Source organism: Buttiauxella sp. JUb87, assembly GCF_004361975.1.
Classification (GTDB): domain Bacteria; phylum Pseudomonadota; class Gammaproteobacteria; order Enterobacterales; family Enterobacteriaceae; genus Buttiauxella; species Buttiauxella ferragutiae.
Genome location: NZ_SNVY01000001.1, coordinates 546,504 through 559,307 on the forward strand (window position 1 = coordinate 546,504; position 12,804 = coordinate 559,307).

Annotated in this window: 12 protein-coding genes and 1 other annotated feature; of the genes, 9 read left to right on the plus strand and 3 right to left on the minus strand. The window is 51.3% G+C overall.

The annotated features are described in order from the left end of the window. Positions 1-39 precede the first annotated feature (39 nt). Positions 40-137: a sequence feature (Trp leader region), on the plus strand. Between the two features lie 22 nt (positions 138-159). The 5 genes from EC843_RS02450 to trpA are packed head-to-tail and all read left to right on the plus strand — an operon-like array spanning position 160 to position 6,692. Continuing rightward, positions 160-1,722, plus strand: coding sequence for an anthranilate synthase component 1 (locus tag EC843_RS02450; RefSeq protein ID WP_133521542.1), 1,563 nt, complete (start codon positions 160-162; stop codon positions 1,720-1,722). After that, entirely contained in the window at positions 1,722-3,317 is a 1,596-nt protein-coding gene (trpD, locus tag EC843_RS02455) for a bifunctional anthranilate synthase glutamate amidotransferase component TrpG/anthranilate phosphoribosyltransferase TrpD (protein WP_121813566.1), read from the plus strand. The genes EC843_RS02450 and trpD overlap by 1 nt, the downstream gene beginning before the upstream one ends. A gap of 3 nt (positions 3,318-3,320) precedes the next feature. Beyond that, a complete protein-coding gene (gene trpCF / locus EC843_RS02460; protein ID WP_133521543.1) occupies positions 3,321-4,682 on the plus strand; it encodes a bifunctional indole-3-glycerol-phosphate synthase TrpC/phosphoribosylanthranilate isomerase TrpF in 1,362 nt (453 codons plus the stop codon). A gap of 7 nt (positions 4,683-4,689) precedes the next feature. Continuing rightward, on the plus strand, positions 4,690-5,883 hold the full coding sequence (gene trpB / locus EC843_RS02465) for a tryptophan synthase subunit beta (protein ID WP_064546573.1): 1,194 nt from the start codon (positions 4,690-4,692) through the stop codon (positions 5,881-5,883). Beyond that, complete coding sequence (gene trpA, locus EC843_RS02470) at positions 5,883-6,692, plus strand: tryptophan synthase subunit alpha (RefSeq protein ID WP_064546333.1); 810 nt, start codon at positions 5,883-5,885, stop codon at positions 6,690-6,692. The genes trpB and trpA overlap by 1 nt, the downstream gene beginning before the upstream one ends. Positions 6,693-6,740: 48 nt before the next feature. On the opposite strand, the gene ompW is transcribed toward trpA, so the two are convergent. Further along, a complete protein-coding gene (gene ompW, locus EC843_RS02475) occupies positions 6,741-7,373 on the minus strand; it encodes an outer membrane protein OmpW (RefSeq protein ID WP_064546332.1) in 633 nt (210 codons plus the stop codon). A gap of 276 nt (positions 7,374-7,649) precedes the next feature. Here ompW and EC843_RS02480 point away from each other — a divergent pair, with 276 nt between their 5' ends. After that, positions 7,650-8,393 (plus strand): YciC family protein, encoded by a 744-nt coding sequence (locus EC843_RS02480; RefSeq protein WP_064546330.1) that lies wholly within the window; start codon positions 7,650-7,652, stop codon positions 8,391-8,393. A 52-nt stretch (positions 8,394-8,445) separates the two neighbouring features. Then, entirely contained in the window at positions 8,446-8,982 is a 537-nt protein-coding gene (locus EC843_RS02485; RefSeq protein WP_064546329.1) for a septation protein A, read from the plus strand. Positions 8,983-9,051: 69 nt separating this feature from the next. On the opposite strand, the gene EC843_RS02490 is transcribed toward EC843_RS02485, so the two are convergent. Beyond that, on the minus strand, positions 9,052-9,480 hold the full coding sequence (locus EC843_RS02490; RefSeq protein WP_064546328.1) for a hypothetical protein: 429 nt from the start codon (positions 9,478-9,480) through the stop codon (positions 9,052-9,054). A gap of 156 nt (positions 9,481-9,636) precedes the next feature. On the opposite strand from EC843_RS02490, the gene yciA reads away from it, so the two are divergent. Together yciA and EC843_RS02500 are read left to right on the plus strand one after the other, a co-directional pair. Further along, positions 9,637-10,029 carry an acyl-CoA thioester hydrolase YciA gene (gene yciA, locus EC843_RS02495; RefSeq protein ID WP_064546327.1) on the plus strand — a complete coding sequence of 131 codons (393 nt, stop codon included), beginning with the start codon at positions 9,637-9,639 and terminating at the stop codon, positions 10,027-10,029. Positions 10,030-10,044: 15 nt separating this feature from the next. Then, a complete protein-coding gene (locus tag EC843_RS02500) occupies positions 10,045-10,692 on the plus strand; it encodes a winged helix-turn-helix transcriptional regulator (RefSeq protein ID WP_133521544.1) in 648 nt (215 codons plus the stop codon). On the opposite strand, the gene dcp is transcribed toward EC843_RS02500, so the two are convergent. Continuing rightward, positions 10,689-12,734, minus strand: a complete 2,046-nt coding sequence (gene dcp, locus EC843_RS02505; RefSeq protein ID WP_133521545.1) for a peptidyl-dipeptidase Dcp — start codon at positions 12,732-12,734, stop codon at positions 10,689-10,691. The two genes, EC843_RS02500 and dcp, sit on opposite strands and share 4 nt — an antisense overlap. Positions 12,735-12,804 lie beyond the last annotated feature (70 nt).

The following is a 12,804-nucleotide window of genomic DNA, read 5'->3' on the forward strand; positions in this document are numbered from 1 at the left end:
CGATAAAGGTATCTGAAAATGAAAGCGATAATCCGCATGCACAGCTGGTGGCGTACTTCCTGATAACGGGCAGTGTAATCGCTATGGCTGTAATTCAGCCCAGATACCAGGCCCGCCAACAAAGCGGGCTTTTTTTTGAACAAAATATGAGAGCAGAACATGCAAACACAAAAACCAGCGCTCGAACTCTTGGTTAATGAAGCGCCCTATCGCGATAACCCTGGCGCAGTTTTCCATCAGCTGTGCGGAGCGCGTCCGGCAACGTTGTTGCTGGAATCGGCAGATATCGATAGTAAAGACGATTTGAAAAGCCTGCTGTTAGTTGACAGCGCGCTGCGCATTACTGCATTAGGTGACACTGTCACCATTCATGCGCTTTCAGACAACGGTGCCTCACTGCTACCCCTGCTTGATGCCGCGCTGCCTGCGGGTGTTGAAAACACACACTCTCCGCAGGGCCGAGTTCTGCGCTTCCCGGTTGTTAGTTCCCTGCTGGATGAAGATGCGCGTCTGTGTTCGCTGTCAGTGTTCGATGCTTTCCGTTTAATGCAGCAACTGGTTACTGTGCCGGTCAATGAGCGCGAAGCGATGTTCTTCGGCGGCCTGTTTGCCTATGACCTGGTCGCGGGTTTTGAAGATTTACCAGAACTGGTGCAAGACAACCGTTGCCCTGACTACTGTTTTTATCTGGCTGAAACTCTGCTGGTTATTGACCATCAGAAAAAACACACCCGCATCCAGGCGAGCTTGTTTACCCCATCAGCCGCAGAAAAACAGCGTTTGCTTCAGCGCACTGCGCAGCTGATTAAACAAATGGAGCAAGAACCAGCTGCATTGCCGGTACAAAAAGTGGAACACATGACCTGCGAATGCAGCCAAAGCGATGAAGAATTTGGCGACGTGGTTCGTAAGATGCAGAAAGCAATTCGCATCGGTGAGATATTCCAGGTCGTACCATCGCGCCGTTTTTCACTGCCTTGCCCGTCTCCGCTCGCCGCTTATCAGACACTGAAAAAGAGCAATCCAAGCCCGTACATGTTCTTCATGCAGGATAACGACTTCACCCTGTTTGGTGCCTCACCGGAAAGCTCGCTCAAATATGATGCCACTTCGCGCCAGATTGAAATCTACCCGATTGCCGGGACTCGCCCGCGTGGCCGCCGTGCAGACGGAACGCTTGACCGCGATCTCGATAGCCGCATTGAACTGGAAATGCGTACCGACCATAAAGAGATGTCCGAGCACCTGATGCTGGTTGATTTAGCGCGTAACGACCTGGCGCGTATTTGCACGCCTGGCAGCCGTTATGTTGCAGACTTAACTAAAGTCGACCGTTATTCCTTTGTGATGCACCTGGTTTCGCGTGTGGTTGGCGAACTACATAAAGATCTCGATGTTCTACACGCTTACCGCGCCTGCATGAATATGGGCACGTTAAGCGGTGCGCCAAAAGTTCGTGCGATGCAGTTGATTGCCAAAGCCGAAGGCGTACGTCGTGGCAGTTATGGTGGTGCAGTGGGTTACTTCACCGCCCATGGTGATTTGGATACCTGCATCGTCATTCGCTCCGCCTACGTTGAAAATGGCATCGCCACCGTTCAGGCCGGGGCTGGCGTGGTTCTGGACTCTGTGCCGCAATCTGAAGCCGATGAAACCCGCAACAAAGCCCGCGCTGTACTGCGCGCCATTGCTACCGCGCATCACGCACAGGAGATTTTCTGATGGCTGACATTCTGCTGCTCGATAACATCGACTCGTTCACCTATAACCTTGCCGATCAGCTGCGTGCCAATGGTCACAATGTGGTTATTTACCGCAATCACGTTCCTGCACAGACTTTAATTGAACGTCTGGCGACCATGGACAACCCGGTGCTGATGCTTTCGCCAGGCCCTGGTGCGCCAAGCGAAGCAGGTTGTATGCCTGAACTGTTAACGCGTCTGCGTGGCAAATTACCGATTATTGGTATTTGCCTGGGCCACCAGGCGATTGTTGAAGCTTACGGCGGTTATGTCGGTCAGGCAGGTGAAATTCTGCATGGCAAAGCGTCGATTATTTCTCACGATGGCGAGGCGATGTTTGCCGGTTTGCCTAACCCGCTTCCTGTAGCCCGTTATCACTCACTAGTTGGCAGCAATATTCCGGCGGGTTTAACCATTAACGCCCATTTTGAGGGCATGGTGATGGCGGTTCGCCACGATGCAGATCGGGTGTGTGGTTTCCAGTTCCATCCGGAATCCATTCTGACCACCCATGGTGCACGTTTGCTTGAACAAACTCTCGACTGGGCGCTGCTGAAATTAAAACAAGCCAACACGCTGCAACCTATTCTCGACAAGCTTTACCAGGCGCAAACCCTGAGCCGCGAAGAGAGCCACCAGCTGTTTGCCGCCATTGTGCGTGGCGAGTTGAAACCTGAACAACTGGCGGCGGCGCTGGTCAGTATGAAAGTACGTGGTGAACATCCGAATGAAATCGCTGGTGCAGCCACCGCGTTGCTGGAAGCCGCAGCACCGTTCCCAAGCCCGGACTATCCGTTTGCTGACATCGTCGGTACCGGTGGCGATGGCAGTAACAGCATCAATATTTCCACCGCCAGCGCCTTTGTTGCCGCCGCGGTTGGGCTGAAAGTAGCCAAACACGGTAATCGCAGCGTTTCCAGCAAATCTGGCTCGTCGGATTTACTGGCCGCCTTCGGTATTAACCTGGAAATGAGTGCCGAATCGTCGCGTAAAGCCCTTGACGATTTGGGCGTCTGCTTCCTGTTTGCACCGAAATACCACACTGGTTTTCGCCACGCGATGCCTGTGCGCCAGCAGCTAAAAACGCGCACCTTGTTCAATGTGCTTGGGCCGTTGATTAACCCCGCACATCCACAGATGGCGCTGATTGGTGTCTACAGTGCGGAACTGGTGTTGCCGATTGCAGAAACGTTGCGTGTGCTGGGATACAAACGTGCGGCAGTGGTACACAGCGGCGGTATGGATGAAGTTTCTCTGCATGCCACCACTCAGGTTGCCGAACTTCACGATGGCGAGATCAAAAGCTACCAACTGGAAGCCACCGACTTTGGCCTGCCAGCTTATCATCAGGATCAGCTGGCAGGCGGTACGCCAGAAGAAAATCGTGACATTCTCACCCGCCTGTTACAAGGTAAAGGAGAGACTGCTCATGAGTCTGCAGTAGCCGCGAACGTCGCTATGTTAATGCGTCTGCATGGGCAAGAAGATCTAAAAGCGAACGCACAACGAGTGCTGGAAGTGTTGCGCAGCGGCGCGGCATATGACCGGGTTACAGCACTGGCCGGAAGAGGATAAGTCATGCAGGAAACCGTATTAAAGAAAATCGTCGATGATAAGGCGATCTGGGTTGAAGCACGCAAGCAACAACAACCCCTGGCAAGTTTCCAGAACAACATTGTGCCGGCGACACGCAACTTTTATCACGCACTGCAAGGTGCCCGAACTGCCTTTATTCTGGAGTGCAAAAAAGCGTCTCCGTCCAAAGGCGTGATCCGTGATGATTTTGACCCGGCACGCATTGCCAACGTCTATAAGCACTACGCGTCTGCTATCTCGGTACTGACAGACGAGAAATACTTCCAGGGCAGTTTTGATTTCCTGCCCATTGTCAGCAACATCGTCACGCAACCGGTGTTGTGCAAAGACTTTATTATCGACGCCTATCAGATTCTGCTGGCGCGTTTTTATCAGGCCGATGCTTGTCTGCTGATGTTGTCGGTGCTCGATGACGAACAGTATCGCCAGCTTGCTGCTGTTGCGCATAGCCTGAATATGGGCGTGCTGACAGAAGTGAGTAATGAAGAAGAGCTGGAACGTGCGATTGAGCTGAAAGCTAAAGTTGTCGGTATCAACAACCGCGACCTGCGCGATTTATCCATCGACCTGAACCGCACTCGCCAACTCGCGCCTCGTTTAGGCCACGGTGTGACGGTTATCAGCGAATCGGGGATCGGCAACTACGGCCAGATCCGTGAACTCAGCCACTTTGCTAACGGCTTCCTGATTGGTTCGGCCCTGATGGGTGAAGATGACCTGAATGCTGCGGTTCGCCGTGTAACGTTGGGTGAAAACAAAGTCTGTGGCCTGACTCGTCCGCAAGATGCCCGCGCCGCCTTCGAAGCCGGGGCAATTTATGGCGGCCTGATTTTTGTGCCTGCATCACCGCGTTTTGTCAGCGATGAAACAGCCGCTGCAGTTATTGCCGCAACGCCGCTGAAATATGTCGGAGTGTTCCGCGACACGCCAGTTGACAATGTCGTGCAAAAAGCAGAGCAATTTAATCTCGCCGCCGTGCAGCTGCATGGCGAAGAAAACCAGGCCTATATAGACCAACTTCGCGCAGCCCTTCCGGCAAGTGTCCAAATCTGGAAAGCGTTAAGTGTCAAAGAAAGCCTGCCCGCTCGTGATTTAAACCATATCGATAAATACCTGTTCGACAACGGCCAGGGCGGTAGCGGCCAACGTTTTGATTGGTCACTCCTTGCAGGCCAGAATCTGGAAAACGTGATTCTCGCTGGCGGACTGGGTGCGGATAACTGCATAGAAGCAGCGAAAGCGGGCTGCGTAGGTTTAGATTTCAACTCAGGTGTCGAAAGCGCACCGGGTATTAAAGATGCTAACAAGCTGGCTGCCGTCTTCCAGACGCTGCGGGCTTACTAAGGAAAATATCATGACATTATTGAATCCCTATTTTGGTGAGTTTGGCGGCATGTACGTGCCACAAATTTTGATGCCTGCACTGCGCCAACTGGAAGAAGCGTTTGTAGCAGCACAAAGCGATGCAGAATTTCAGGCTGAATTTAACGACCTGCTAAAAAACTACGCCGGCCGTCCAACAGCGCTGACCAAGTGCCGCAACCTGACAGCCGGCACCAAAACTACCCTCTATTTAAAACGTGAAGATTTGCTGCACGGCGGCGCGCACAAAACTAACCAGGTGCTCGGCCAGGCGTTGCTGGCAAAGAAAATGGGCAAAACTGAGATCATCGCCGAAACCGGTGCGGGTCAACACGGTGTGGCATCAGCCTTAGCCAGCGCCCTGCTCGGCCTGAAATGCCGCATCTACATGGGCGCAAAAGACGTTGAGCGCCAGTCGCCAAACGTGTTCCGTATGCGTTTGATGGGTGCAGAAGTCATCCCAGTACATAGTGGTTCCGCCACATTGAAAGATGCGTGTAACGAAGCGCTGCGCGATTGGTCCGGCAGCTACGAAACCGCGCACTATATGCTCGGCACCGCAGCCGGCCCGCATCCATTCCCGACTATCGTGCGTGAATTCCAGCGCATGATTGGCGAAGAAACCAAAGCGCAGATCCTTGAAAAAGAAGGCCGTCTGCCAGATGCGGTTATCGCCTGTGTCGGCGGTGGTTCGAATGCCATCGGCATGTTTGCTGATTTCATCAACGAACCTAAAGTCGGCCTGATTGGTGTTGAACCGGCGGGTCACGGTATCGAAAGCGGTGAACACGGCGCGCCACTGAAACATGGCCGTGTGGGGATTTACTTCGGTATGAAATCGCCGATGATGCAAACCGACGAAGGCCAAATCGAAGAGTCGTATTCCATCTCTGCCGGTCTGGACTTCCCGTCTGTCGGGCCGCAGCATGCACACCTCAACAGCATTGGCCGTGCAGATTATGTTTCGATTACCGATGACGAAGCTCTGGAAGCCTTCAAAACGTTGTGTCTCAAAGAAGGGATTATCCCGGCACTGGAATCTTCACACGCGCTGGCTCACGCCCTGAAGATGATGAAAGAAAATCCAGAAAAAGAACAACTGTTGGTGGTGAACCTCTCTGGCCGTGGTGACAAAGACATCTTCACCGTTCACGACATTTTGAAAGCGCGAGGGGAAATCTAATGGAACGTTATCAACACGCATTTGAGCAGTTACAAGAACGCCGCGAAGGTGCATTTGTTCCTTTCGTGACTCTGGGTGATCCATCACCAGAACAGTCTTTGAAGATCATCGACACGTTGATTGAAGCGGGTGCTGACGCGCTGGAGTTGGGTATTCCTTTCTCTGACCCGTTAGCTGATGGCCCAACCATTCAGAATGCCGCACTGCGTGCATTTGCCGCCGGTGTCACCCCAACACAATGCTTTGAAATGCTGGCGGTAATTCGCCAGAAACACCCAACCATCCCAATTGGCTTACTGATGTACGCCAACCTGGTGTTTAACCGTGGCATTGATGAGTTTTATGCACTGTGCGCCAAAGTGGGTGTCGATTCGGTGCTGATTGCCGATGTGCCGATTGAAGAGTCTGCGCCTTTCCGCCAGGCCGCCATGCGCCACAACGTTGCGCCAATCTTCATTTGCCCACCGAATGCCGATGACGCGCTGCTGCGTGAAATCGCCACACATGGTCGCGGTTATACTTATCTGTTGTCTCGTGCTGGTGTAACCGGTGCCGAAACACGCGCTCAATTGCCGCTTCATCACCTGGTGGAAAAGCTGGCTGAGTTTGGTGCAGCCCCTTCACTGCAAGGTTTTGGGATTTCTGAACCTTCGCAAGTTAAGGATGCGGTTGCTGCGGGCGCTGCCGGGGCGATTTCAGGTTCGGCCATTGTGAAGATTATCGAGCAGAATCTTGATAAGCCGGAAGTGATGTTAAGCGAGTTGAAAGCTTTTGTGCAGAGCTTGAAAGCCGCGACGCGCACGGCATAAGCAAACACAGAGGCCGGAGCAATTCCGGCCTTTGTTATCTCAACAACATTAGAAACGATAACCCGCCGAGAACATAAACACCCACGGATCGATACGCGTATTGATGTTCTGCTGCTCGCCACCGGCTTTAAACTTCACTTCAGTGTCGATATCCATGTACCAAACCGACATGTTCAGCAGCCAGTTTTCATTGATCATGTAATCCAGCCCCACCTGGCCTGCCACACCCCACGAATCTTTAACGCTCAAATCCGATAAGCCTGCATCTTTGCCGGTCTGGTTAAAATCAGCATCAAAGAAAGTGGTGTAGTTAATACCCACGCCGACATACGGGCGAACTTTACTTTGCGCATTACCAAAGTACCACTGCGCCATCAGTGTTGGCGGCAATTGGCTCACGGTTGCGATGTCGCCCGTTGGCCCTAAGCCAACGTGATGACGAAATGGAGTGGCGGCCAGTAGTTCGATACCGATGTTATCCGTCACCATGTAATCAAATGTCAGTCCCAGTTGGGTATTGTTGCTGACGCTAAACCCGCCCATTCCCAGCACATTGTCCGAACCCTCCGTTGGACGCACGGTTGCAGAACCGGCGCGCATGAAGAATTCACCTTGTTGATGTGCCAGCGCTTCACCTGACAAACAGGTTAATGCGAGTAACGCCACAGACAGTTTTTTCATAGCCCTCTCCTTGTTATGGTTTTAACAGCGGGCTGAATATACTCATTAATGAGTACAAAGTGATCTAGCATCGATCACACTTCACTGGCTAATTTAACATTTAATGATCTGGATTAATTTTTCCGCATATTGCTTAAAATGCCACTTACCCACTCCAGATCAATTTTTCTTACTGACAGTAACTTACTCAAGGCTTACATCTTGTCGGTGCCACATCCCTTCAACCAGGGTACAATTGGCCGCTGATTTTTAACCGAGCAACATCAAGGAGAGTGCATGTCTATCACGGCGGGTTCTGTGTACCGTGACACGGGGAATTTTCTACGCAATCAGTTTGTTACTGTCTTACTGATCGCGTTGCTTTGTGCTTTTATTTCGGTTGTGATCGGTCACGCCTTTTCACCCAGCGACGAGCAAATGTCTATCCTTAGTGAGGGAGATAATTTAGCCAATAGCGTTGGGCTGTTTGACCTTGTGCAGAACATGACGCCTGAGCAACAGCAAGTGCTACTCAAAGCCTCTGCGGCTTCGACATTTTCTGGTCTGATCGGCAATGCTATCCTCGCAGGTAGCGTGCTTGTACTTATCCAGATGGTCAGTGCCGGACAACGTGTGAGTGCCCTTCGCGCCATTGGCACATCGGCGCCTGTGTTACCAAAAATCTTTATTCTGATGTTCCTGACCACTTTCCTGGTGCAAATTGGCATTATGCTGATTGTGGTTCCGGGTGTGCTGTTAGCGATTCTGCTTTCATTTGCACCGGTTATGGTTGTTCAGGATAAAGCGGGTGTTTTCCAGTCACTGCGCAGCAGCATGCGTCTTGCCTGGGCAAATATGCGTCTGGTCGCACCTGCGGTGATTAGCTGGTTACTGGCGAAAACTGCTCTTTTGATGCTCGCGTCTTCATTTGCAGCACTCTCACCGTCTGTTGGCGCGGTGATTGCAAATACGATCAGCAACCTTATTTCTGCGGTGTTGCTCATCTATTTATTCCGTTTGTATATGCTGGTTCGCCAATAACTTTCACCTGCTCCTGAGCATGGCGCTCAGGAGTCATTTTACGGAACAGATTATGAAGCAGTTTCTCGACTTCCTGCCCCTGATTGTCTTCTTCGCATTCTACAAAATGTACGATATCTACGTGGCTTCCGGTGCGCTGATTGTCGCCACCGGTTTTGCACTGGTGTACAGCTGGTACAAATTCCGCAAGCTGGAAAAAATGGCGCTGATCACCTTCCTGATGGTGGCTGTATTCGGCGGCCTGACGCTATTCTTCCATAACGATGAATTTATCAAATGGAAAGTGACGGTGATTTACGGGTTGTTTGCTGCCGCGTTGCTGATTAGCCAGTTCTTCATGGGCAAACCGTTGATTCAACGCATGTTGGGTAAAGAAATCTCGCTGCCAGAAACGGTATGGTCGCGGCTGAACATCGCCTGGGCACTGTTCTTTATCGCCTGCGGTGCGCTGAACATTTATGTAGCTTTTTGGCTGCCACAAAGCGTGTGGGTCAACTTTAAAGTGTTTGGACTGACAGCTGCCACACTGGTGTTTACTCTGCTCAGCGGCGTGTATATCTACAAGCATATGCCGCAAGAAGAGAAGTAATTCTCAAGCTTTAAGGCAAAAAAAAGCACACCTTTAAAAGTGTGCTTTTTCATTTCTGGCAATGAACAATTACACCGATTTATCCACGGTGGTATTCGAACCTGAAGTCATGATGCGAACCTTATCCCCAGGTTTAAAGGTGGTGCTGCCGTTATAATCCTGTACCACCTGGATTATTTGCCCGCCATTAGTCTTGATCTGCAAATTCACCTGTTGAGGGTTCTGCTGCTGGCTTTGACGGTGGCGTGAGGCTTCTACCCCGGCAACCGCCCCCGTGGCGGTCATAATAGTTTTCCCGGAACCACCACCGAACTGGTTACCAATAGCGGCACCTGCAGCACCTGCTGCAATGGTACGCAATGGTCTGGAATGAGTCTGGGTGGTGATAATTTGGCTATTTTGAACAACGCCGTATTCCACCAGCGTTTTGCTTCCCGCAAAACTGGGCTGGCTGGATAGCGTGAGAAGACTAAGAGCAATAAGTGCGAATTTCTTCATGTTGTCCACTGTGTAGTATCAATTAAACCGCGATTTTGCCAGTCTTAAAACAAAGCCTTTAAGTCAATAATGCTACTTCGTGACTGAATTGTCTGATGCTATTAAACTATAGCAAGATACATAGTAACTGACCCTTAGTAATTTTCAGGAAGACAAATGACTCAGCAAGACACTCCTTCAGGGGAATTGGTATTACGTACGATGGCAATGCCTGCAGACACTAACGCCAACGGCGATATCTTTGGTGGTTGGTTGATGGCACAAATGGATATGGGTGGCGCAATTCAGGCCAAAGAAATCGCCAAAGGTCGCGTAGTGACGGTTCGTGTGGATGGGATGACATTCCTCAAGCCGGTCGCGGTGGGTGACGTGGTGTGTTGCTACGCCAAATGTGTAAAAAGCGGAACCAGCTCCATTACCATTAACGTGGAAGTGTGGGTTAAAAAAGTCTCATCTGAACCTATTGGTCAGCGTTATAAAGCAACAGAAGCCATATTCATTTATGTGGCAGTTGATACCGAAGGCAAACCGCGCCCTATTCCGCGCTAACCCAAGCTGGTCGCTATGAAACCCCGTGACAATGCAGAACAAAACACACAGTTGCTGAGCTCTCAGGCCACCCTCGATTTAGTGGAAAAACTCAGCCCCCATGTCACGTATGTGAAAGTACCGGCGCGCCGTCGCCTTTACTACTCCGCGAAAGGCGTCGACATGTGTTATCTCATCCGATCGGGGTTAGTACACATTCGCCGCGACATCGATGAAATTGTGCTCAGCTTGCTGCCAACGCCCAATATTGCCGGAATCACTAATTTATTGTCTAAAACGGGAGCGGGACTGTTTCTTGAAACACTCAGTGAGTGCGAGATAGCAACGATAACCACCGAACATGCACATAAACTGGTCGATGATCTCAATCTTTGGGAGTTAATGGCGAAACACGTGACTAAAGTTGCCAGTAATATTTACCTTCTTCAGGTCAAACTGACTGCGCCGACGGCCTACGAAATTGTGCGCTTCCAGTTATTTGGCTTAATGCGTGAACCCGAAAGCCTCAGAGACAAGACGTCCGCCGCCAAATACATTATGGACCGGACGCACTTGTCTCGTAGCTCGGTGATGAAGATCCTTGCGCAGTTAAAACAAGGTGACTACGTGCAAATTGAAGACGGCATTCTCAAAGCGCTGAATAATTTGCCCGCCAGGTATTAACCCTGTAACCCCCGGTTTTTCAGCATCGGTTCGCTATATGGCGCGTGTCCCCGCCAGTCGCTGTATAAGGTTTTAAGTTCGCGACTGTTGCCCTGTGCCAAAATCGCATCGCGGAAACGCTGGCCATTTTGCGCGCTCAGCCCGCCTTGTTCGACAAACCACTGATAACCGTCGTCCGCCAGCATTTGCGTCCAGATATAGGCGTAATAACCTGCGGCGTACCCCCCGCCAAAGATATGAGCAAAATAGCTGCTGCGATAACGTGGTGGCACCGTAGCCAGATTAATCCGTTCCTTTTCGAGTGCCTGATTTTCAAACCATGCGACATCATCGATTTCACTGCCCGCAGGCAAGCTGTGCCAGTTCATATCCAGCAACGCGGCAGCGAGTAACTCCGTCATGTCGTAGCCTTTATTGAATTGCGCGGCACGGAATAATTTATCTTTCAGCGCCTCGGGCATCGGTTCGTTGGTTTGATAATGGCGCGCATAGTTGGCGAAAACCTGCGGCTGGCGCGCCCAGTGTTCATTGATTTGCGATGGAAACTCGACAAAGTCGCGTGGCGTATTGGTACCGGAAAGTGTTGCATAACGCTGGGTGGCAAACAGCCCGTGCAAGGTATGGCCAAACTCATGGAACAATGTCACAACATCATCCCAGGAAATCAGTGCCGCTTCGCCGCTGGCAGGTTTGTTGTAGTTACAGACGTTGTAAATTACCGGGTCATTTTCCAGCAACGTGGATTGTTCCACAAAGTTGCCCATCCACGCCCCGCCGCCTTTGCTGTCACGGGCAAAAAAGTCACCATAGAACAGCGCCATGCCACGCCCGTCGTTATCGAAGATTTCCCACACGCGTACATCATCGTGATAAACCGGAATATCGAAACGTTCGACAAACTTCAGGCCGAAAAGCTGGCTCGCCGCCCAAAAGACGCCATTGGTTAGCACGTTGTTGAGTTCAAAATAAGGTTTGATTTGTGCTTCATCGAGGTCGTATTGCGCATGTCGAACTTGCTCGGCATAAAATGCCCAATCCCAGACCTCTGCTTTAAAGCCGCCCTGCTGGGCATCGATAACTTGCTGGATGTCGGCCAGTTCCCGTTGCGCGCGGGCAGTCGCCGCAGGCACGATATCACGCATAAATTGCAGTGCTGCCTGTGGTGTTTCTGCCATTTGGTCGGCAATTTTCCACGCCGCGTAGCTTTCAAAACCCAGCAGTTGCGCCTGTTCAGCGCGCAGGGTTGCAAGGCGCGCCACAATCGCCCTGGTATCATTGCTATCGTTATGTTGTGTGCGTTGCCAACCAGCATTAAACAGCTTTTCACGCGTTTGTCTGTCACGCAGCGATTGCAGCGCGGGCTGTTGGGTGAAATTGAGTAAAGGAATGACGTATTTCCCCTCCAGCCCTTTAGCACTGGCCTGTTGCGCGGCAGCAGCAATTTCTGCCGGAGTTAATCCATCAAGTTGCTGTACGTCATCAACCACCAGCCCCGCCGCTTTATTAGCGGCGTGCAGACGATTATTAAACTGGCTGTTCAACTGTGCGGCTTCTTTATTCAGCACTTTCAGGCGCGCTTTTTTATCGTCGCTAAGGGTGGATCCCGCCAGGGTAAAACTCTGCCAGACCACTTCAACCAGACGCAGGGATTCGTCATCAAGCCCCAGCGTATTACGGCGCTGGTACACACTGTTTAAACGCGAAAACAGTGCGCTATTGAGGCGCATTTCATCGGCTAATTCGGCCAACTCGGCGGCAAACTCTTCATCGAGCTGTTGCAGATAATCATTGGTATTTGCCGCGGTCATGGCAAAGAAAACCTGAGTAACGCGCGCCAGCATGTGGCCGGTTTTTTCCAGCGCCAGATAGGTATTTTCAAACGTTGGAGCCGCTGTTTCGTTGGCAATCGCCGCAATTTCTTCACGCTTAATTCGTTTCGCTTCGTCAAAAGCAGGACGATAGTGACTGTCTTTGATGTCATCAAAGTGAGGGGCTTGATACGGCAATAAACTGATGCGGTAAAACGGATTAACTGACAGCATCCTGAACTCCTGAAATAAGTCCTGCAGGAAGGTGGAACACGCTCACGCTTATCCACCCTACGAAGAAAGT

Coding starts and splice junctions, on each gene's coding strand:
- EC843_RS02450 (WP_133521542.1), top strand. CDS start 160: ATGCAAACACAAAAACCAGCGCTCGAACTCTTGGTTAATGAAGCGCCC.
- trpD (WP_121813566.1), top strand. CDS start 1,722: ATGGCTGACATTCTGCTGCTCGATAACATCGACTCGTTCACCTATAAC.
- trpCF (WP_133521543.1), top strand. CDS start 3,321: ATGCAGGAAACCGTATTAAAGAAAATCGTCGATGATAAGGCGATCTGG.
- trpA (WP_064546333.1), top strand. CDS start 5,883: ATGGAACGTTATCAACACGCATTTGAGCAGTTACAAGAACGCCGCGAA.
- ompW (WP_064546332.1), bottom strand. CDS start 7,373: ATGAAAAAACTGTCTGTGGCGTTACTCGCATTAACCTGTTTGTCAGGT.
- EC843_RS02480 (WP_064546330.1), top strand. CDS start 7,650: ATGTCTATCACGGCGGGTTCTGTGTACCGTGACACGGGGAATTTTCTA.
- EC843_RS02485 (WP_064546329.1), top strand. CDS start 8,446: ATGAAGCAGTTTCTCGACTTCCTGCCCCTGATTGTCTTCTTCGCATTC.
- EC843_RS02490 (WP_064546328.1), bottom strand. CDS start 9,480: ATGAAGAAATTCGCACTTATTGCTCTTAGTCTTCTCACGCTATCCAGC.
- yciA (WP_064546327.1), top strand. CDS start 9,637: ATGACTCAGCAAGACACTCCTTCAGGGGAATTGGTATTACGTACGATG.
- EC843_RS02500 (WP_133521544.1), top strand. CDS start 10,045: ATGAAACCCCGTGACAATGCAGAACAAAACACACAGTTGCTGAGCTCT.
- dcp (WP_133521545.1), bottom strand. CDS start 12,734: ATGCTGTCAGTTAATCCGTTTTACCGCATCAGTTTATTGCCGTATCAA.